The following is a 21,231-nucleotide window of genomic DNA, read 5'->3' as shown; positions in this document are numbered from 1 at the left end:
CAATTTTGTGCTCAAAAGGGTTCTAAAAAATTATTTTTATAGACTCAATCCCCTTCTTATTGCATTAAGTTTCCATAGTCTTATTACCACTGATCATACTAGGAGTACGCTCTGCCCTAGCTTTTTAATCATCACGGGCACGCATGCTTTCATCCCCTTTCTTTCATTAAAACTTCACGCGGCCTTTTCTTTCATCTTCCCTACATCTTACCTCAAAATGTAATCGTTTTCAAATTTGAATTGACAGGAGCAGAACTGGATTATAAACTACTTGTAAACGATTACAAAATTTAATCTTCACAGGGGGTATAGCTATGCCTGAGTTAAAAATGTCACATGTCAAAAAGGTTTACGATAACAACAACACAGTCGTGAAAGATTTCAATCTAGATATTTCCGATAAGGAGTTCATCGTCTTTGTTGGACCATCTGGTTGTGGTAAATCAACAACATTACGTATGATTGCAGGGCTTGAGTCCATTACAGGGGGAGATTTTTACATTGATGGGCAACGTATGAATGATGTCGAACCTAAAAACCGTGACATTGCGATGGTGTTTCAAAACTATGCACTTTATCCACACATGACGGTTTATGAAAATATGGCATTCGGGCTCAAACTGCGTAAATTCGACAAAGCTGAAATCGACAAACGTGTCAAAGAAGCCGCAGAGATTTTAGGGCTTACTGATTATTTGAACCGTAAACCGAAAGCACTTTCTGGCGGGCAACGTCAACGTGTCGCATTAGGTCGTGCGATTGTGCGTGATGCCAAAGTGTTTTTAATGGACGAGCCGTTATCGAATCTAGATGCCAAATTACGTGTTCAAATGCGCACAGAAATTTTAAAACTACATCATCGTCTGAACACAACAACGATTTATGTCACACATGATCAGACTGAAGCTTTAACAATGGCCACACGTATCGTCGTATTAAAAGATGGCCACATTATGCAAATCGGTACGCCGCGTGAAATTTATGATACACCTGACAATATTTTTGTCGCACAATTTATCGGCTCACCTGCCATGAACATGATTGATGTGACAGTCACTGCTCAAGACATTCAAATCGGTACAAAATTATTCAAATTAGCACACAAAAAATTCGAAAAGTTAAAAGAAAAAGGCTTTGAAAACCAAACTGTCACATTAGGGATCCGTCCTGAAGACATTCATGAAGAACCTATTTTTATTCAGGCGTCACCAGAAACAGCTTTCGAATCTAAAGTCATTGTCTCAGAATTGTTAGGTTCTGAAATTATGGTGCACACACAATTTGAACAACATGAAATCGTCGCGAAACTCGACGCACGAACAAAAGTGTCAGCAGGCGAAACACTCACACTCGCTTTTGATATGAACAAATGTCACTTCTTTAATCCAGCTACTGGAAATCGCATCGTATAAGGGGGGATTCGCATGAACAAGATGTTAAAAGCAGCACTCTTACTCATCACCGTGCTTGTCGTCTTAACGGCTTGTGGTCCTAACCGTTCGCAAAAAGACATAGAATCCGCATTAAATCGTGATAATAGGAAAGAAAAACCGGAACAACTCACAATGTGGGTCGATGGTGATGCACAAATGGCCTTTTACAAAAAAATCACTGTGGCCTATACGAAAAAGACAGGCATTTCAGTTCGTCTCGTTAATGTCGCGCAAAATGACCAGTTAGAAAATTTATCCTTGGATGCGCCAGCTGGTAAAGGACCTGACCTCTTTTTCCTCGCGCATGACAATACAGGGAGTGCCTATTTACAAGGGCTCGCTGCCGAACTGGACTTTACAGATGAACAATTGAAAGGCTTTAATAAACAAGCTTTACGTGCACTCAATTATGATAATAAGCAACTCGCTTTACCGTCTATCGTTGAGTCAACAGCGTTACTCTATAACAAAAAGTATGTCAAAACGGCGCCTAAGACGATTCAAGAAGTCGAAGCGAATGCAGACCGTATTAATAAGCCTGCTGACCATCAATATGGCTTTTTATTTGATGGCCGTGATCCGTATTTTAACTATCCATTTATGTTTAACAGCAATAATTACGTATTTAAGAAACATGGCGACCAGTATGATGTTCACCAAACTGGCATTAATGATCCACAAGTCATTAAAAATGGTAAACGACTACAAAAATGGTACGAGAAAGGCTACTTACCGAAAGCAGCGAATCATAACATTATGATCGGTTTATTTAAAGATGGACAAGTCGGTCAGTTCGTGACAGGACCATGGAATCTGACAGAATTTCAACAAACACTAGGTGACGACCTCGGTGTAACAACGTTGCCTTCTGATAATGGGATGAAGATGAGACCTTATCTCGGCGTACGTGGTTGGTATTTATCTGAATATAGTCAGTCTAAATATTGGGCGAAAGATTTGATGTTGTACTTAACAAGTCGAGATACACTTCAAAAATATACAGATGAACGCAATGAAATTACAGGTCGTCTCGATGTCAAATCGTCAAATCCAAACTTAAAAGCTTTTGAAGAACAGGCGAAAAATGCTGAACCGATGCCAAATATTCCTGAAATGAGACAAGTGTGGACGCCAATGGCAAATGCAAGTACGTTCATTTCAGAAGGTCAAGATCCAAAACAAGCATTAGAAGATGCGAATCGAGACATTCAACAAAACATCAAAATTTTGCAACCGAACGATAACGAATAGAAAGGAGTTCCCCTATGAATCAACGAAATGCTAAATTAGCGGCAATGCTATCCATCATTCCAGGCCTCGGACAATGCTATAATCGTCAATTTGTCAAAGGGATCTGTTGCACCATCTTTTTCATCAGCTTTATTTCTGTGTTCTATCAGTTTTTTAACATTGGCTTTTGGGGACTCTTCACACTCGGAACTGTTCCTAAATTAGATGATTCACGTGTGTTATTAGCACAAGGGATTATTTCCGTATTACTGATTGCATTTGCACTCACACTTTACATTGTGAATATCATCGACGCGTATCGTACAGCTGAACGCTTTAATCGTGGTGAAGAAATTAAAGATCCGAAAGCACGTCGTATCGCAGCGTGGGACAAAACATTTCCATATTTATTAATTTCACCCGGGATGTTTTTACTCGTATTTATCGTTGTCTTCCCATTATTATTCATGGGTGCGGTCGCATTTACAAACTATAACTTATACAATGCACCCCCACGTCATACATTAGAATGGGTCGGTTTTGACAACTTTAAAACTTTATTCACTATCGACATTTGGCGTCATACATTTTTTAGCGTCATCACTTGGACGATTGTATGGACCCTCGTCGCAACGACATTACAAATTGCATTAGGACTGTTTTTAGCCATTATTGTGAACCACCCACTCGTGAAGTTCAAACGCTTCATTCGTACAGTATTAATTTTACCGTGGGCTGTTCCGGCATTCGTCACAATCTTAATCTTCGCAGCATTATTTAACGATGAATTTGGGGCGATTAACAATACTATTTTACAACCATTATTAGGTGTCGCACCCGCTTGGTTGAATGATCCGTTTTGGTCAAAAGTCGCATTGATTGCTATTCAAACATGGCTCGGCTTCCCATTTGTTTTCGCCCTGTTCACAGGTGTATTACAAAGTATTTCGCCAGACTGGTATGAAGCCGCAGACATCGATGGGGCGTCCAGTTGGCAAAAGTTCCGTCACATTACGTTACCGCACGTCTTATTTGCGACAGCGCCATTACTCATTATGCAATATGCTGGAAACTTTAATAACTTCAACTTAATTTACCTCTTTAACGAAGGGGGACCGCCTGTACCAGGACAAAATGCAGGGAGTACAGATATCCTAATTTCTTGGGTTTACAGCTTAACATTCGAATTCAACAACTTTAATATGGGTGCCGTTGTATCACTCATTATCGGCTTTATCGTCGCGATTATCGCATTTTTACAATTCAGACGTACAAGCACATTCAAAGACGAGGGAGGGATTTAATATGAACCAAAAGAAAAAAGTTTGGAAAGCAATCGGTATCTATGGCTTTATCGCGTTCATGTTTGTCGTCATTTTATACCCATTGCTTTGGACATTCGGCATCTCGCTCAATCCTGGCACAACGCTTTATGGCGCTAAGATGATTCCAGACAATGCGACCTTTGCCAATTACATCTATTTACTGACAGATGAAAATAGCCAATATTTAACATGGTATAAAAACACTTTACTCGTCGCATCGGCAAATGCATTATTTAGCGTGATTTTTGTCACACTGACATCTTATGCATTTTCTAGATACCGCTTTGTAGGACGAAAATACGGCTTAATCACGTTTCTCATCTTACAAATGTTCCCTGTACTCATGGCAATGGTGGCGATTTATATCTTGCTCAATACTATCGGTCTACTCGATTCTTTACTCGGCTTAACATTGGTGTATATCGGTGGTTCAATCCCGATGAACGCCTTCCTAGTTAAAGGTTATTTCGACACGATACCGAAAGAACTTGATGAATCGGCTAAAATTGACGGTGCGAGTCATATGCGTATTTTCTTCCAAATTATGTTACCCCTTGCAAAACCAATTTTAGCAGTCGTTGCCTTATTTAATTTCATGGGGCCTTTCATGGACTTCATCTTGCCGAAGATCCTCTTACGTAGCCCTGAAAAATATACATTGGCGGTCGGATTGTTTAACTTTATTAATCACCAGTATGCCAATAATTTCACAGTCTTTGCAGCTGGAGCCATTATGATTGCCTTACCTATCTCAATCGTGTTCCTATTCTTACAAAAGTATTTAGTTTCCGGTTTAACGGCTGGGGCAACAAAAGGCTAAACGTTTACAAAAAACAAGCAGAGCACGCATACTCTGCTTGTTTTTTCGTGATTAAAGGCCTTTTACCATTGAAGCCTCCCTTTCTGACTTAATCTCATCGGCTAATCCTTGTAATTTTGGGAAATACGTATTAGCAAAACCAATAATCAGTTTATTTTTCACAAAAAGACTCATTTCTCTATCTTCAGGAATCGTGTAATCTATCAAATCTAAAATCTCTTGATGCTTGATATGCTCTGAACCTACTTTATCCACATACTTCAATAGTGCTAAAAAGAGTTGCTCGAAAGTTTCATGTTCAAAATCAAAATCGAGTAACAATAGGCTTACAGAAATCGTCTCTAACTGTTTATCTCCAAGTCGATCTGCTATTTATCTGATGGCTTGGTATAATTATCTAGAGCTTTCTTTATCTTTTAACATCATGTTCACCTCATTAAATTTACGACGACATATAGAAAATTCATCATATACATTTAACACTCATCGATCTTATTTAAACTTGCTCAACGAAAGTGTATAAAAAGGCCAGGAATTTCACTTCCCGGCCTCAATCACATTGTTATGTTAAAGTTCAACGACACATGCTTCATAAGGGCGCATTGCGTTAAAGTCCACTGCACCTTCATGATTATGGAGTAACACTTCTCCTTCATTTAACTTCAAATCTGTATTCAAACTTGCAACTTCTTCCGATAAATTGCCAATGATTACTACAGTACGACCATCCAAACAGCGTGTATAAGCAAACAACTGGCCATTATCGGCATCGACCAAATCAAATTGCCCATACGTATAAATGTCATCTGATTTCTTCAACCGAATGAGCTCTTTATAAAAGTTTAAAATCGACTTCGGATCCTGTTCTTGCTGTGCCACGTTAATATCCACATAGTTCGGATTTACTGGAAACCATGGTGTCCCAGTCGTAAATCCTGCATGTTCATTCGCATCCCATTGCATCGGTGTTCTTGAGTTATCACGACTGTCCATTCTCAATTTCTCAAGTAATGAATCAACATCGCCACCCGCTTCTTGCACAATACGATATTCATTTTTAACGGACACATCATCAAATTGTTCAATATCAGTAAACGGATAGTTCGTCATTCCAATTTCTTGGCCTTGATAAATAAACGGCGTGCCTTGTTGTAAAAAGTAGACGAGCGCATGACTGGTCGCGGAAGTATACCAATATTGTTGGTCATCTCCCCATGTCGACACACGGCGTGGTTGGTCGTGATTTTCAATAAACAATGCATTCCACCCAATATTTTCTAACTGCTTTTGCCAGCGATTCAGCACGTGCTTGTATGCTTTAATATCTAGACGTGATGCCACATTATCCCATAACCCAAGATGTTCAAATTGGAAAATCATGTTAAAAACACCTTTGTCACTACCGACCCAGTTTTCAGCATCATCCGGGTTTACACCGTTTGCTTCACCGACTGTCATAATGTCATAGTGCGACAGGGATTTGGCCTTCATTTCACGTAACCACGTTAAAATACCTGGTTGATTCATCGCCACGTCAAACGCAGGGGCATACTGTTGACCTTCTTGTACAGGAAGGTTGCCTGCTTCAAATGATTTCTTAATATGCGTAATGGCGTCGACACGAAAACCATCAATCCCTTTATCAAACCACCAATTCATCATGTTAAACACTTCATCGCGAACTGCTGGATTTTCCCAGTTCAAATCCGGTTGCTTCTCACTAAACAAATGGAAATAGTATTGATTCGTTGTCTCGTCATATTTCCAAGTCGAGCCGTTAAAAATGCTTTCCCAGTTATTCGGTTCAGACCCATCCGTTGCGGGATCTCGCCAAATGTACCAATCACGTTTTGGGTTGTGGCAACTTTGCTTAGACTCGATAAACCATGGATGCTCATCAGACGTATGATTGACTACAAGATCTAAAATCAATCTCATCCCACGTGCATGCACTTTTTCAAGCAATTCATCAAAATCTGCCATCGTCCCGTATGTTTCACTAATCGCTTGATAATCACTAATATCATAACCATTATCTGCATTCGGTGATGGAAACATCGGACTTAACCAAATGACATCAATACCGAGTTCCTGTAAATAATCTAACTTTTCAATGAGGCCTCTTAAGTCACCTATTCCATCCCCATTCGAATCATTAAAACTGCGGGGATATACTTGGTATGCCACCGCTTCCTTCCACCATTGTCTGGCTATTGTATCGCTCATTTTGAGACCTCCTTCACTTCCCATGCTGTTATGCTTAAGCCCACCACATATCGGGCGCTTGATCGTAGATATTAACTGATTTTAAATTTTCTACAGCTTTATGAAACCCTTCTTCTACTGACATAATCGGATCCTCATGTTCGATACTGAGCACATAATCGTAGCCATGAATTCTTAATTGGCTAATCATTTCGCCCCATTCGTAAGGACTATGACCATACCCGACTGTACGGAATGTCCAAGCACGTGTCGCAACTTGTTGATACGGTTGCATATCTGTTAAACCGTACATATTCACGTTATCTTGATTAATGTACGTATCTTTCGCATGAAAATGATGAATCGCATTCGCTTGGCCTAAAATGCGGATCGCTGCGATAGGATCAATGCCTTGCCACCATAAATGACTCGGGTCTAAGTTTGCGCCGATATATTCATTTGTGGCTTCTCGTAGCTTCAACAGTGTATATGGTGTATGTACGAGAAAACCGGCATGCAGTTCTATTGCAATTTTGACATCGTGTGATTTCGCAAATACTGCTAAATCTTGCCAATATGGAATGAGCTTTTGATTCCATTGATAATCATAAATTTCAGAATAAGCTGTTGGCCAAGGGGTTACCGGCCAGTTCGGATATTTTGCACTGTCATCAGAACCTGCAATACCTGAGAAAGTATTCACGACAGGGACACCGAGTAACGCCGCTAATTGAATCGTTTTGCGCAACGTTTCATCGGCTTCTTTTGCTTCTGCTTCATCCGGAGCAATAGGGTTGTTATGGCAACTGAAAGCACTAACCTCTAGCCCACGTTGATGAATTTTATCCATAAAAATTTGTCGCTCATTTTCGTCTGCTAGCAGTGCATCAAGGTCACAAAATTTATTTCCTGGATTGCCCCCTGTACCGACTTCGATCATATCGAGGCCTGCTGCAGCAACATCATCTAACATCTGTTCAAAATCACGATCATAAAATAATACTGAAAATACACCTAACTTCATATGGAACACACCTTCCTATCCTTGTATTGTGATACTTTGTCGTTCTCTATCACTTTGATAAATCGCATCAATCAATTGCGTCACACGTCTTGCCTCTTCAGGTTTGACTAATGGTTCTACCTCCCCAAAGCAACTGCGAATAAAATGATCCATCTGACGGGATGCGGCAACACCTTCATTTAAGCTGACATCTTGTTCCAAAATATGATAACCGTCTGATTGTGGTGCATACATTTCAAATGGGAATAATTGTAAGCCACCCGCATCACCTGAAATGCTCACGTCTAACTTGTCGTGATGAATATTCGCTGCCCAAGAACATTCAAATTGCATACTCGCACCGTTTTCAAATGTTACATAACTGGTCGCGTGGTCTTCCACATCAAAAGTCTTGTAATCAAATGTCCCCCACTCATTCAATTGCTGCGGCTGACGACTTAAAGCATTGTATGTACGGCCTAAAATTTCTGTCGGTTGCGCATCTTCTAACAGCCATAATACGAGGTCGAGCACATGACAACCATAGTCGATTAAACAACCGCCACCTTGCAATGCTTTATTCGTAAACACGCCCCATCCAGGCACTTTTCGACGACGTAACGCTTGCACACGGGAGACTACCGGCACACCGACCGCACCCTGCGCGACGGCTTGTTTTGCTGCTTGTGCCACATCCGTAAAACGGTAATGATATGCAATCGTTAATATACGCGCATTGCGTTGTGCAGCTGCCATCATCGCATCACATTCTGCAGTCGTCATCGCCATTGGTTTTTCACATAGCACATGTACACCTGCATCGAGCGCAGCAATCGTCAAATCTGCATGAAACTTGTTCGGTGTACAAATGATCACTGCTTCTACTTGTGCTAACAATGCTTCTAAAGTCGGCGCAACGTACGCAATCTCAAATTGTGTCGCAACTTCTCGTGCGAGTGCTTCATTCACGTCATATACACCTATAAGTTCTGCACGTTCATGTTGCTGAATGAGTGGAATATGGCGATCTCTAGCAATGCCGCCAGTTCCTATTACACCTATTTTTAATGGTTTCATCGTGATGTCTCCTTCGTTGTCTTAATCAAAATAAACGGCTTTTCCAGTACGGGCCGACTCATAAATCGCTTCTAATATTTGTGTAACGACAAGCGCTTCTTCAGGTTTTACACGAGGCGGTATATCGTTTCGAACACAGTCTATCCATGCCTTTGCTTCTTCCAACGCTTCATCCACTGTCTCGCCTTCATAAAAATCGACACCTTTATTGTCCAGTTCGATGTGTTTCGTATACAATGTACCCAACTCTTCGCCGTGAATACGTAAGCCATCTTTCATATCCGCGCCGCCCTTTGTTCCTGATAACGAACATTTCGCTTCATCTACGTCTAAAGAGTTAAGTGCCCACGCGGACTCTAAAATAATTGTGGCACCATTTTTCATTTTAATAAATCCGAATGCTGAATCTTCTACAGTAAAGTCTTTCGGATTCCACGGTCCCCAAGCATTGGCGGCATTTTCTTGCTGACTCAATTGATGGAATGTAGACCCCATGACAGCAGCCGGTTCATAATTGTTCATCATCCAAAGTGTGAGATCTAACGCATGTGTCCCAATGTCAATTAACGGGCCTCCACCTTGTGCTTCTTCATCTAAAAAGACGCCCCAGTTCGGCACGGCACGACGTCGAATGGCATGCGCTTTACCAAAATAAATATCTCCTAAATCTCCACGCGCAGTTACTTGATGCAAAAATTGACTGTCAACACGAAATCGATTTTGGTAACCAATCGTCAGTTTTTTACCTGTCCGTTTTGCCGCATCTAACATTTGTTGCGCCTCGGCAGTGGTTTTGGCCATTGGTTTTTCACACATGACATGCTTATTTGCTTCAAGTGCATGAACCGTCATGTCACAATGAAGATAGTTCGGTGTACAAATATGTACGACATCAATCGTTTGATCTTTTAATAATTCTTGATAATCTTGATACACTTTTGCATTAACCGTTCCGAACGTTATGGCTGCTGCCTTTGCTTTTTCGATGTCAATATCACAAAATGCCACTATTTCTACGTCATCGATTTGTGCTAAACTCGGTAAATGTTTACCATTCGCGATACCCCCACAACCAATGATGCCTACTTTAATCCCCATACAACACACTCCAATCTTTGATGATATTTCCGTCTCTTTCAGTTCGATCGTGTTTCTATATTTTGTAATCGATTACATTTTAAAATATAACAAAAATGCATCCTATTGTAAACGGATTCACACAGGATGCATCAACTTATTTTACTATCATCAACGCGCATTAATCAGATACATTTGAACTGTTTTAAGTCGATTGACGTATTAACAACTCACCTTCCAGTAAAGTATCGCGTTCTTCCAAATCTTCCCCTTTTAATAGCACTAACAATTTTTCCATCGCACGTATCCCAATTTCAGTTGCAGGTTGCGCGTAAGTCGTCAAACCTGGGTCGACAATTTCTGACAAAATAATATTATCAAATCCTACGATCGCCATATCTTCAGGGACGCGTTTCCCATGCTTTTTCAACTCTTTCATAATGCCAATCGCCATTTCATCATTGGCGACAAATAACGCAGTCGGCATTTCAGCTTGTTCAAGTAATTGCTTGCCAATGCGATAACCCGACTCTAAAGAAAAGTCCCCTTCTATCACCCAATCATCACGTACCGTTAAACCATGGCTGTCCATTGCTTCACGAAAGCCTTGCAAGCGGTATTGACCTAAAATACCATCCAATGGGCCTGTAATATGTCCCACTTTCGTATGTCCAGCTTCTATTAAATGGCGTGTCATCAATGCAGATGCTTCAATATGATTAATTGAAACAGAAGGCACATTAATTTCTTTAATTTGTTCACAAGCGAGCACAAGGGGGTATTGCGCACTGACTTTTTCTAAATTTTCAAGATCAAGATAGGACGTGAGCACGATCATGCCATCGACTTTCTTTTCATACAAATAAGAAAAATATGTATCACCTTGTTGATTTTGCGTATCTCCGAGAATCACTTCATAGCCGTGTTCTCGTGCAATATTTTCAATGTTTCTGAGTATCGCTGAGAAAAATGAATTGGTAATATCCGGTACAACGACAAGAATCGTCATCGTCTCCATTTTACGCAGTTGTCTCCCGATATTATTCGGATGGTAGCCAAGTGCTTTGGCGGCTTCTAACACGCGTTGTTGATTTTTCGGCTTGACCTTCCCCGTATTGCTGAGCACCCGTGAAACCGTTGCTGTCGATACATTTGCTAACTTTGCGACATCCTTTACACTTACCATAGTCCTTCCCCTTTTATGTCTTCGTAATAAATTAAATATAACACAAAAAATACACCATCGCTTGTTTCTTCTAATCCCTGTATAACTATTATCCCATTTTAAAAATATGCGATGACTTAAACCCTTCTCACACTTTAACTGGTATGCCCTCATCTAATACTTCATCATTTTTACTATTTGTAAATACTAAAATAACGCACAATATATGACATTGCGCATTATAAAATACTTTGAAAATGTCTGACTATTTTAGTATATTTAATACTATATGAAACAAAATAAAGAAAGTAGGGTTGACATGTACTTTACGCAATTGAGTGTTGATGATTTTGATGCCTTTGTAACAAACCATTTTTCACATTATACGCAAGACGCAGGTCACTACCATTATAGAAATAAATATAAAAATGATGTCCATTTAGTCGGCGTTAAAAACGACCAAGATGAAGTGATTGCGGCTTGTTTATTAACCGAAGCACGTGCACTTAAATTTTTTAAATATTTTTATACACACCGTGGTCCAGTGTTAGATTACAACAATCTCGAACTTGTCCAATTCTTTTTTGAACACCTCACACAATACTTAAAAAAACAGCGTTGCCTGTATGTGTTAATCGATCCTTATGTGCGCAACCACATTCGTGACGCAAAAGGGAATATTACGCAACACTTCGAGCATGCTCAACTTTTCAAAACATTAGATCGTCTTGGCTACAAACATCAAGGTTTTCCAATAGGATACTCGAGTCACAGTCAAATACGTTGGCTTTCTGTACTTGACCTAAAAGATAAATCCGAACAGCAACTTTTAGAAGAAATGGATTACCAAACACGACGTAACATTAAAAAGACATATGAAATGGATGTCCAAGTCAAAACTTTACCTATCGAAGAAACAGAGCGCTTTTTTAAACTTTTTCAAATGGCTGAAGAAAAACATGGCTTTACTTTTAGAGACTTGCCTTATTTTGAAGAAATGCAGAAAATGTATGCGAAAAATAGTATGATCAAGTTGGCGTTTATTGATTTAAATAACCTTTTGAAGAAGCAAACTGAGAAATTAGACACATTAAAAGCGACAATTGCAGAAACTCAAGCGGCGTTAGAAAGTCATCCTAACTCTAAGAAAAACAAAACTAAATTAAAACAAACTGAACAACAACTACAAGCACAAGAACGCAAAATTGAAAAAACGCGTCAATTAATCGTTGAAGATGGCGAAATATTAGATTTAGCTGCGGCGATTTATATTTACAACCGTCATGAAGTGTACTATTTATCGAGTGGATCGAATCCTAAGTACAATGCGTATATGGGCGCCTATCGATTACAATGGGACATGATTCAGTTCGCCAAACAACAAGGCATTGACCGTTATAATTTTTACGGTATTACAGGTGATTTTACGAAGCATGCAGAAGATTACGGTGTACAACGTTTTAAAGAAGGTTTCGGGGCACATGTAGAGGAATATGTCGGTGATTTTGTTAAACCAATCATGCCAATGATGTATCGATGTGCTCGATTACTGAAGCGCTAACACCACATTCATACACGTTATTAACGAGAAGTATTAAACCACCTCACTCCTGGATAACCGTGCTAGGTGGTTTATTTTGTGTATATGAAAGTCGCTTAAAAAATTCAGTTACCCTTTTCCACATCATGTCAAGCCTTAGTACATGAATTTGGACCCCACTTAAATTAAGGCCTGTGTAGGCTTATGTGTACCTGTCATCTCACTACCGAACTCGCCTATCCTGATTGAACTATCTATGTGATGAGCTTTTGTTACTCACTTACTAACATTAGGCTGATTTCATGACATAAATTCATATCTATCAAAATCATTAAACTACTTTTACCTTTTTAAATATCCTACAAATTGAGAAACACTTAGTTTTGCTGGAATACTCACTAGCATGTGTATATGATTTTTACATGCTTCGCCTTCTATTATCTCTACGCCTTTTCTTTCACATCGCCGTCTCACATATTGCTCATTATTCAATCACTTCTAGTTTCAATAATATGTACATGACAATTAAATCAAGCACCGTCAAACCTATGTAAAGTAACAACATGGTTGAGATACGTACGGGTAAAATAATGACAATGATAAAGTAAACCAGACTTAAAACTAGAAAAGATCTTCCTGTTAATATATTGGTACGTGCCTTGTCTGGAAAAAAGAAAATAATAGGTTGATGACGATTAAAAATAATAAACCAAAAACCCGTTAATAAAATCAAAATCGTAAAACTAATACCTACAACATAACTCATTTCATACACTCCAATCCCTCTTTTTCTCTATTTGGCGGATGAAATAATCTCTATCAAAACTATTATAAATAAAATAAATGTAATAAGTAAACTATATTTCATAAAACTACTAACTTATATATTATCATTTAAAAGGTCAAAGTGATATAAGTGAATTAAAAAAGACCTGCCCTCGTATTTACAAGGACAAGCCTTCATTGATTAATCTTTCTTTGGTTTGCGACGTCTGCCGAATAAAAGTAAGCTACCCATGAACGCAATAAATCCACCTAATAAAACACCTGATTGTTCGTTGTTTTCACCCGTTTCTGGTAGTTGTTTAACTGTTGCTCGCGCTGAAATTGATGGGAGTCGAGTTGTTTCAACATGTGGTCTAGCCACGATATCCGTCGCTTCTTGCTCACCCTTTACCACACCTGTCATTATTGTAGACACATGTGCAACTGTTGGGATCGTCACCTCTTCATCATGCACTGATTGGTTCTCTTTTGTTGTTTGTACACTTGTTTGATGACCATGAGATGCCGCAGTTACGCTTGATAAATCATCTGTAGTTGTCACATTATCCGCACCCACTGTTGAATCGACTTTACCCTCTGATAATTGATTGTCATCTTTCACAGTAACTTTAGGTTGTTCACCACCTGCTGGATAGTTATGATTTTTCTTAGTATCTGTCATATCAGTGCCTGTTACCGATATACCATGTATTTTCGTCACAGCTTTACTGGCTGGTTCATACTTTTGATTATCTCGTTGTTGATTGGTAAATACTGGGACAGTGATATGATCCTGAGTACCATCCGGATACGTCACTGTGACTGGAATATCCACTTTACCTTCTACTGTGCCATCCGGTAATTGACTTTCATCATCCGCTGTTGCGATTGGTTGTTCGCCACCTGCTGGATATGTTGGTATTTGGATTGATTTTGTCACATCGTTTGCAGTTGTAGGATCACCATAATCTTTAGTTACTCCTAATGTGATTGGATCGTATTTTTCATTTTCTGCTTGCTTACCTGTAATAACCGGAACTGTCATGAGATCTTTTGTGCCATCCGGATACGTCACTGTGACTGGAACATTGATTTGACCTTCTTTTTGACCATTTGGCAATAGTCTAGGATCATTTACCGTTACAATAGGTTGCACGCCATCTACTGGAAAATATGGAATTCGAACTATATCTATCACTTCATCCTCTGTCGTAGGGATACCGTACTTTTTCGTGATTCCGTTAGTTGTTGGCTCATATTTTTCATTATCTGGTTGTTGTTCCGTTACGACTGGAACTTTGATATGATCCTTTGTTCCGTCTGGGTATGTCACTGTTACATCTATATCCTTGTGACCTTCTGTTGTTCCATCTGGTAATTGTGTTTCATCATCCACTGTTACTGTCAGTTGTTGTCCTTCCAATGGATAGTTCGGTACTTGAATTGAATCTGTTACATCAGTTGGCGTTACCGGGATTCCAAATGGTTTCGATACCCCAGTCGTTATTGGGTTATATTTGTCTTTATCCAGATGCTTGTTTGTCCAAACTGGAACTGAAATGTGATCTGTGGAACCATCTGGATACGTTACTGTCACATCAACGTCTACTTTACCTGGCGTTTGCCCATCCGGTAAAGTATTTGGAACCGTCACTGTTACTTTTGGTTGTGTTAAGTCTGTTGGATATTTCGGTATCTCCACTAATTTTATAACGTCTTCCTCTGTTGTTGGAGTACCAAACGGTTTCAAGATACCTGTTGCGACCGGATCATATTTATCACTATCTAATTGTTGTTCCGTTACGACTGGAACTTTGACACGATCCTTTGTTCCGTCTGGGTATGTCACTGTTACATCTATATCCTTGTAACCTTCTGTTGTTCCATCTGGTAATTGACTTTCATCATCCACTGTTACTGTCGGTTGTTGCCCTTCCAATGGATAGTTCGGTACTTGAATTGAATCTGTTACATCAGTTGGCATTACTGGGTTTCCAAATGGTTTCGATACTCCAGTTGTTATTGGCTCATATTGCGATGCCATTGGTTGTTTTTCTTCAACGGTCACAGGTGCAAAGATTGTGTTTTTAGAACCATCTGGATATGTCACAATCACTGGAATATCATACTCACCCTCTGCTACTTTTTCTCCAGGTTTTACTGTAATCGAGCCATCACCATTCACTAAAGCCCAAGTTGGTACGTGATGACCTTTTTCAAAAGTTGTGCCATCTAGTAAAGGTTTGCCATCCATATTCTTAGGTGCTGGAATCGTTACTCTTTGACCTGATTCTACTGTTGTCGATGGGTATATCGGATGATATGTCGCCGCTTCTTCATTGACATGTACAATAAGAGAGTCCGAAGCTACGATATGATTACCTACCACGAGTTGTACAGTATACACTTCGCCTGATTTTGCGCTAGACGGTATTACAAATTCCGCTATATGTTCAGCCTCTTCTTCCGTAAAAACAGGACCACTATCTTCAACAATACTGCCCGATGAATCTTTCCATTGTACACGTGTAAGTAATGAAGTTTTAGGCATACCTATGATATCAATAGTTGCTGTTTGCCCACGATGCGCAGGGTTAGAGGTTGCATCAAATTCTTTTATTTCGATTTGAGATTGTGGTGCTTCAATAACCGCAAAATTAACATTGACCCATGCACGTCGAATGGGTCTATAATAGGGAGCTGTTTGCGGTGTAACGGTCAAATTATAATTCGGTCTCCGGAACTCTGGTGAAGTAAAACCTGAATAAGTTTTTACAATTTCACCATCAAAATCCAATACGTAACCGTAAAGATGGTCTTTGTTGAATGTGCCTTTAGGGAAACGCAATGTATATCTCCCCCACTCATTCGTTATCCCTTCTACAGTTGCTGCGATATATTCTGGATGTTTTATTAATAATTGACGTGCTGCTTCTGCTCGATCTTTCTTCGGCAAGCGATTGACTTGCGCATCGTAGGCTTTAGCACCTTGATCTGTTAATGATGACATGACCACTTTGTATCCAGAGGCAACGACATCTTTCGCATTGTGGTTTGGACCTGTCGCTGAGTTCACATAATCTCCAGCACCTGTTTCTATCCAAACTTTGCCGCTCACAAAGTTATTTTCAATTATCGTGACGGCTGGATTTGCTGCAGCACCTTTTGTATCTTTCACGTAATGTTTTGATATTAAATATTGTTCTGAAGGTATCGTTGTCATAAAGATACCTGTACGTTGCATATTTGTACCAATTAATGGAAATTGGCCCATATTGTTGTATGTCACAGAATCCACGTACGTTCCGGGAACATATCCTCCTGCAACACGTAACATTGTAGCGATATTACCGTCTTTAGTTCTAAAATCATTGATCCATATTTTATAATATTGACCCTTTACTGCTCTATATACGTGGTGTTTTCCTTTAGCATCTATCCAACCTGTGCGTAAATCGAAAGCATAAGCACCTGGACCCACTTGATTACCATCCGCAGCGCTTAATCTACTTGTCGTTTTTGCTATATAAATTGGCGAAGTGGCACCATCTTGATCTATCCACCGCAAATAAACTTTAGTGCCCTCTGGAACAGGTGTTAAACCATTAGCTATTGTCGTTGGTGTTCCGTGGTCTAACATCCATGCACGTCCAGATAACGTATGTGCTTTATTGGTCACATCATTTACAGATTTGATATAGCCATTTTGAATTGCATCAGCAAGTATCTCTACTTGATTTTCTGGAACAACATCACTCGGCCATGCTTTTGTTTTAGAAGCCGTCTCTTTGTCAAATTGATTTCTTGTTGTCACGTACATACTTTCGAAAGTTGATTTTTTTAATAGATTGTCTAATCCTTCTGCCAGTTTGGGTGCTTCCATTGTTGGTGGTTGTGCTCTGTTCGTTTGCGATTGATTTGTTGGATTTTCTAAAGATGGATATTCTTGTTTCTGTGTAGGCATATCAGTTGTAGACGTTGCTGTCGTAAAGGTTTCACTTGTTAAATATGCTGTTGTTTTTGCATTACGCGCTGATATTTCATTGTTTGCTTGGGGTTCAGTATTATTTTTCTGAGTGGCATTGTTACTTTCGTCAGTCGTTTGTGCATCATTCGATTGTTCTTTCATAGGGGCTTCGGTTGAATTTTCTGTGTCATTAATAGGTGTTGCTGTTGGTTGTACTGCATTATTTTGTTCTACAGTTTGTGGTGATGTTATTGATGGTCCATTTCCAGTTGTGCTTTTATCTCTCATTTCTTCAACTGATGAAAGATTTTTTTCTGTGGGCGTCACTTGTGCTACCTTTTCGTTCGTCTCTGTTAAAGCGCCAAAAATAGCGGAAGCATCAAAGAGGTTTTGCTTTGCTTCAGATGTTTGATCTTGTTCTGCAGCAGATGCATCACTCGTATGGACACCTAGCAAGAAAGCTGCTCCTACAAGCACTGACACAGTACCAGCTGAAAAGTGGCGAATAGCATACCGATTCTGACGTTTTGATAAAAAATTAAAATGTTTAGTTCTTGATTTATTCATGAAATTATCAACTCCTCATTATCAATCTTAAGTATTTAAAAAGCTTTTATTACAACTCCGGTCATTCTATCACCGAAATTAATAATGTCATAAATATTTGAAAAATCTTTACATGCGCTCGTAATAAAAAACGCCAATCCTTTTAAAAGAATTGGTCTGACCAACTCAATAAGGACAAGCGTTGATGTAATTTATGATTAAAAATCGCTATATTTTATAGATTGGACTGTTGAACAAAGTGGTATACTTTTTATCCCATTGGTTTTACTCTAATAAATGAGGATAAGCCTTGATATGACACGATACTTACTCCAAATGACACAAATCATTTCATATGTTCCTTTAAAAATCCAATAGTTAAAATAGTTGACGATGTTCATTTTAAATTGGTCTGGTGCCTGTTTGAAGTTTATTTTTAATAAGGCTCGCTAATTGAATCGTTGTGCATTTATTGACAATATGTAAAAATTAAATCATTTTGTAATCAAAACGTTAATTGTCAGCATATTTATTTTCTTTTTTTTTCGACGTATTAACTGAATAATGTAATCAAGTTATCTTTATAGATTTCGATGTCAATGCGCAATTCTCTTAAAGACTTGCTTAACATCAAAATTAAAAAAGCTCATGATAGTCAACACTACCATGAACTTTTTATTAATTAATTTAAACGGTCAACATACGCATCGAACGCATTCACAAAACGTTTCATGTAAGCAATCGTACGTTCATCTTCAATTGTTCCTGCTTCTGTAATTAACTCATGAACGCGACCAACAATCAATTTAGGCCCTGGCATAATGTGCGCATTCATCGCTGTTAATGTCTGTCTTAACTGTGCTTGTGACAGCGCTGATCCTGTAGCACCTGGTGAACAACCCGCAATCGCAAACGGACGGTCTATTAATGGGGAACGATCCCCTCTATTTTTAATACGAGACGCCCAGTCAATCGCATTTTTCAATGGCCCTGGTGTACCTGTATTGTACTCTGGTGTAACGATGATAATGCCGTCTGCTTCGCCTAATGCATCACGAAATGCTGTTACAGCTGCTGGCTCTTGGTCGCCTTCAAGATCAAAGTTGTAAACGGGAACATCTTTAAATGATACCTCTTTAATATTCCAATTTTCAGGAACTTGTTGCATCATTTTCTCCATATAAATGCGGTTGTAAGAACCTTTTCTCAAGCTACCACAAATAAATACAATATTTTTCATCTTAACTCTCCTTTAGATAATCATTTTTCAAATCTGCTTACGACTGATATTAAATTTGGTACTATCATAACACAATTTTTTACATTTTACTGACTGTATGAATTCATTATAACTTGATTAATCTTTTTCAACATATTTGTTTATGTTGTATCTTCCAACTATATTGATGAACGTTAAAGGGCCTCCCTACTGCGAATCACATGACATTAAAGTTACATCCATACGCTCTCGTTATAACTTTTGGTCACAAACTCGATTGAACTTTGTGTTTCACACCATTTTTCTCCATCAAACGTTCAAAATTATCCCAAAATAATATATTGATAAAATTTTCACATATCGCTATACTTTGAATATCTGATACAATGAGGAGGTCCTGATAATGAGACAACGACAATGGGGTATGTTGCTCTTTACAGGTATAATTGGAGGTATATTATCTGGAATCGTTAAACTCGGCTGGGAAGTCATGTTTCCACCGCGTACACCAGAAAGAAATGCGACGAATCCACCGCAAGAATTGTTACAACAAATGGGATTCAGTCATGATTTCACACATCAAACTTATACATTTTCGCATATGGACTTGCCGTGGGTGAGCTTTATCGTTCATTTCAGTTTTTCAATTGTTATCGCTGTAATTTACTGCATGTTAGTGAAAAAGTATGCAGCCGTCGCTATGGGTTACGGGGCTGTTTTCGGGATAGTCATTTGGGTGTTCTTCCATTTGATTTTAATGCCACTGATGCACACTGTTCCTGCACCATGGAATCAGCCTTTCCAAGAGCATTTATCTGAGTTATTCGGACATATCGTTTGGATGATGACGATTGAAGGTGCCCGTCAACTTTACTTTTATAAGCATCAATCTGAACTTCAATAAAATAAAACATGGGCTAGGACATCTTGACGTTTTCCTAGCCCACTCTTCTTATTCTCATTCTTCTTTATCAGTCACAACTTCGTGATCTTCCATTTGCTCATAATGATATTTCACTAACTCAAAGAATTTTTCCATGTTGTAATTCCATCTATTATAATACGCGATAGGGTCTGTATGCGTTGTGCCGCCCCAATATTTCATAATCGCATAATGACTAATGACTGAACCTACCCCTTCTTGATCATCCGCGAGTGTTGGTTCAATATTTTGTTGTTTCAACATGTATGCTGCGAGCCATGCTTGGTTATTTACTGATCTTGCAAAGTCATCAAAGCTGTATACGCGTACAAGCTCAATATGATAAAAATAGGGATTGGCTTGTTTCCCCGCTCCCCAAGCTAGATAGTTAGATGGTGCAGTGAGACGAATTTCTTTTTCATCTACAAATGCGTGGACAAATGCGCGATCATACGTCCGATACATACGGTCCACCCATTGCGGTAACGTGCGGTCATCTTCACCGACTTCATGGATAACGACACCGATATATGTACCATATTTATACGGAATTTTAGGGAGTGTGTTCATACGTGCATCTTTTACAACTGGAGAATGAGGGATATGATTTTTCATAATGTATTGGTTGACATCGGGATAAGGAATTGGAGGAAACGCTTCTGACGATGAGCGCGATTGTTGCTGTTCACTTTGAAGGGTCAAGTTTTGGTGGTTCGGCATAGGTTGAGGGTTTAGTATAGTAGTCTGCAAGCTAGTTGTTGATGCAAAAGCCGTTGTAAAAAAAGTTCGTGCAACATTTGTTGTGGCAAAGCATAATGTACTCAGTGTCATTACAGTAGACAATGCCATCGTTGTAAAACCTTTAAGCATTTTAACCACACCTTTCTATCTTTTTAATTATTTAAAATATAGATAATCCTATAACACTTTTATATAA

16 protein-coding genes and 1 pseudogene are annotated in these 21,231 nt (G+C 39.1%); 6 read left to right on the top strand and 11 right to left on the bottom strand.

Going from position 1 to position 21,231, the window contains the following annotated elements; all coding sequences use genetic code 11:
- The first annotated feature begins 314 nt into the window (after positions 1 to 314).
- The 4 genes from BJK46_RS01405 to BJK46_RS01390 are packed head-to-tail and all read left to right on the top strand — an operon-like array spanning position 315 to position 4,808.
- Complete coding sequence (locus tag BJK46_RS01405) at positions 315 to 1,412, top strand: ABC transporter ATP-binding protein (RefSeq protein ID WP_103263474.1); 1,098 nt, start codon at positions 315 to 317, stop codon at positions 1,410 to 1,412.
- A 12-nt stretch (positions 1,413 to 1,424) separates the two neighbouring features.
- Positions 1,425 to 2,684, top strand: a complete 1,260-nt coding sequence (locus BJK46_RS01400) for an extracellular solute-binding protein (RefSeq protein WP_015729782.1) — start codon at positions 1,425 to 1,427, stop codon at positions 2,682 to 2,684.
- A 14-nt stretch (positions 2,685 to 2,698) separates the two neighbouring features.
- Complete coding sequence (locus tag BJK46_RS01395) at positions 2,699 to 3,967, top strand: sugar ABC transporter permease (RefSeq protein ID WP_014612740.1); 1,269 nt, start codon at positions 2,699 to 2,701, stop codon at positions 3,965 to 3,967.
- Between the two features lies 1 nt (position 3,968).
- Positions 3,969 to 4,808, top strand: a complete 840-nt coding sequence (locus tag BJK46_RS01390; protein ID WP_014612739.1) for a sugar ABC transporter permease — start codon at positions 3,969 to 3,971, stop codon at positions 4,806 to 4,808.
- A gap of 51 nt (positions 4,809 to 4,859) precedes the next feature.
- On the opposite strand, the gene BJK46_RS01385 is transcribed toward BJK46_RS01390, so the two are convergent.
- The 6 genes from BJK46_RS01385 to BJK46_RS01360 all read right to left on the bottom strand — a co-directional run bounded on the left by BJK46_RS01385 (position 4,860) and on the right by BJK46_RS01360 (position 11,356).
- On the bottom strand, positions 4,860 to 5,180 hold the full coding sequence (locus BJK46_RS01385) for a hypothetical protein (RefSeq protein WP_226957591.1): 321 nt from the start codon (positions 5,178 to 5,180) through the stop codon (positions 4,860 to 4,862).
- Positions 5,181 to 5,375: 195 nt separating this feature from the next.
- Positions 5,376 to 7,022 carry a glycoside hydrolase family 13 protein gene (locus tag BJK46_RS01380; protein ID WP_181559395.1) on the bottom strand — a complete coding sequence of 549 codons (1,647 nt, stop codon included), beginning with the start codon at positions 7,020 to 7,022 and terminating at the stop codon, positions 5,376 to 5,378.
- A 46-nt stretch (positions 7,023 to 7,068) separates the two neighbouring features.
- Positions 7,069 to 8,037, bottom strand: a complete 969-nt coding sequence (locus BJK46_RS01375; protein ID WP_063284487.1) for a sugar phosphate isomerase/epimerase family protein — start codon at positions 8,035 to 8,037, stop codon at positions 7,069 to 7,071.
- A gap of 15 nt (positions 8,038 to 8,052) precedes the next feature.
- Positions 8,053 to 9,093 (bottom strand): Gfo/Idh/MocA family protein, encoded by a 1,041-nt coding sequence (locus BJK46_RS01370; protein WP_014612735.1) that lies wholly within the window; start codon positions 9,091 to 9,093, stop codon positions 8,053 to 8,055.
- A gap of 21 nt (positions 9,094 to 9,114) precedes the next feature.
- Positions 9,115 to 10,191, bottom strand: a complete 1,077-nt coding sequence (locus BJK46_RS01365) for a Gfo/Idh/MocA family protein (RefSeq protein ID WP_103263471.1) — start codon at positions 10,189 to 10,191, stop codon at positions 9,115 to 9,117.
- Between the two features lie 184 nt (positions 10,192 to 10,375).
- A complete protein-coding gene (locus BJK46_RS01360) occupies positions 10,376 to 11,356 on the bottom strand; it encodes a LacI family DNA-binding transcriptional regulator (protein ID WP_020220073.1) in 981 nt (326 codons plus the stop codon).
- Positions 11,357 to 11,654: 298 nt separating this feature from the next.
- On the opposite strand from BJK46_RS01360, the gene BJK46_RS01355 reads away from it, so the two are divergent.
- Positions 11,655 to 12,896 (top strand): aminoacyltransferase, encoded by a 1,242-nt coding sequence (locus BJK46_RS01355; protein WP_099991805.1) that lies wholly within the window; start codon positions 11,655 to 11,657, stop codon positions 12,894 to 12,896.
- A gap of 305 nt (positions 12,897 to 13,201) precedes the next feature.
- On the opposite strand, the pseudogene BJK46_RS01350 reads toward BJK46_RS01355, so the two are convergent.
- From BJK46_RS01350 to BJK46_RS01335, 4 genes and pseudogenes are all read right to left on the bottom strand, one after another.
- Positions 13,202 to 13,349, bottom strand: a pseudogene (locus BJK46_RS01350) (transposase); the annotation flags it as partial.
- Between the two features lie 10 nt (positions 13,350 to 13,359).
- Positions 13,360 to 13,641, bottom strand: coding sequence for a hypothetical protein (locus tag BJK46_RS01345; protein ID WP_014612727.1), 282 nt, complete (start codon positions 13,639 to 13,641; stop codon positions 13,360 to 13,362).
- 201 nt (positions 13,642 to 13,842) lie between these two features.
- Entirely contained in the window at positions 13,843 to 18,174 is a 4,332-nt protein-coding gene (spsM, locus tag BJK46_RS01340; protein ID WP_103263684.1) for an LPXTG-anchored surface protein SpsM, read from the bottom strand.
- A 661-nt stretch (positions 18,175 to 18,835) separates the two neighbouring features.
- The gene (locus BJK46_RS01335; RefSeq protein WP_014612725.1) at positions 18,836 to 19,393 is read right to left on the bottom strand and encodes an NADPH-dependent FMN reductase; all 558 of its coding nucleotides are present in this window, start codon (positions 19,391 to 19,393) and stop codon (positions 18,836 to 18,838) included.
- Positions 19,394 to 19,775: 382 nt separating this feature from the next.
- On the opposite strand from BJK46_RS01335, the gene BJK46_RS01330 reads away from it, so the two are divergent.
- Entirely contained in the window at positions 19,776 to 20,276 is a 501-nt protein-coding gene (locus tag BJK46_RS01330) for a YagU family protein (RefSeq protein WP_014612724.1), read from the top strand.
- A 54-nt stretch (positions 20,277 to 20,330) separates the two neighbouring features.
- Here BJK46_RS01330 and BJK46_RS01325 read toward each other — a convergent pair whose 3' ends face one another.
- Positions 20,331 to 21,164, bottom strand: coding sequence for a peptidoglycan recognition protein family protein (locus tag BJK46_RS01325; RefSeq protein WP_014612723.1), 834 nt, complete (start codon positions 21,162 to 21,164; stop codon positions 20,331 to 20,333).
- Between the last annotated feature and the right edge of the window lie 67 nt (positions 21,165 to 21,231).

Source organism: Staphylococcus pseudintermedius (assembly GCF_001792775.2).
In the GTDB taxonomy this organism is placed as follows: domain Bacteria; phylum Bacillota; class Bacilli; order Staphylococcales; family Staphylococcaceae; genus Staphylococcus; species Staphylococcus pseudintermedius.
Note: the sequence above shows the minus strand (reverse complement) of the source record. Positions and strands in the feature narration are given on the sequence as shown.

Excerpts from the sequence above, each read along its gene's own strand:
- BJK46_RS01405 (WP_103263474.1), top strand. The coding sequence starts at position 315 with ATGCCTGAGTTAAAAATGTCACATGTCAAAAAGGTTTACGATAACAAC.
- BJK46_RS01335 (WP_014612725.1), bottom strand. The coding sequence starts at position 19,393 with ATGAAAAATATTGTATTTATTTGTGGTAGCTTGAGAAAAGGTTCTTAC.
- BJK46_RS01345 (WP_014612727.1), bottom strand. The coding sequence starts at position 13,641 with ATGAGTTATGTTGTAGGTATTAGTTTTACGATTTTGATTTTATTAACG.
- BJK46_RS01365 (WP_103263471.1), bottom strand. The coding sequence starts at position 10,191 with ATGGGGATTAAAGTAGGCATCATTGGTTGTGGGGGTATCGCGAATGGT.
- BJK46_RS01395 (WP_014612740.1), top strand. The coding sequence starts at position 2,699 with ATGAATCAACGAAATGCTAAATTAGCGGCAATGCTATCCATCATTCCA.
- BJK46_RS01325 (WP_014612723.1), bottom strand. The coding sequence starts at position 21,164 with ATGCTTAAAGGTTTTACAACGATGGCATTGTCTACTGTAATGACACTG.
- BJK46_RS01370 (WP_014612735.1), bottom strand. The coding sequence starts at position 9,093 with ATGAAACCATTAAAAATAGGTGTAATAGGAACTGGCGGCATTGCTAGA.
- spsM (WP_103263684.1), bottom strand. The coding sequence starts at position 18,174 with ATGAATAAATCAAGAACTAAACATTTTAATTTTTTATCAAAACGTCAG.
- BJK46_RS01400 (WP_015729782.1), top strand. The coding sequence starts at position 1,425 with ATGAACAAGATGTTAAAAGCAGCACTCTTACTCATCACCGTGCTTGTC.
- BJK46_RS01390 (WP_014612739.1), top strand. The coding sequence starts at position 3,969 with ATGAACCAAAAGAAAAAAGTTTGGAAAGCAATCGGTATCTATGGCTTT.
- BJK46_RS01355 (WP_099991805.1), top strand. The coding sequence starts at position 11,655 with ATGTACTTTACGCAATTGAGTGTTGATGATTTTGATGCCTTTGTAACA.
- BJK46_RS01375 (WP_063284487.1), bottom strand. The coding sequence starts at position 8,037 with ATGAAGTTAGGTGTATTTTCAGTATTATTTTATGATCGTGATTTTGAA.
- BJK46_RS01330 (WP_014612724.1), top strand. The coding sequence starts at position 19,776 with ATGAGACAACGACAATGGGGTATGTTGCTCTTTACAGGTATAATTGGA.
- BJK46_RS01360 (WP_020220073.1), bottom strand. The coding sequence starts at position 11,356 with ATGGTAAGTGTAAAGGATGTCGCAAAGTTAGCAAATGTATCGACAGCA.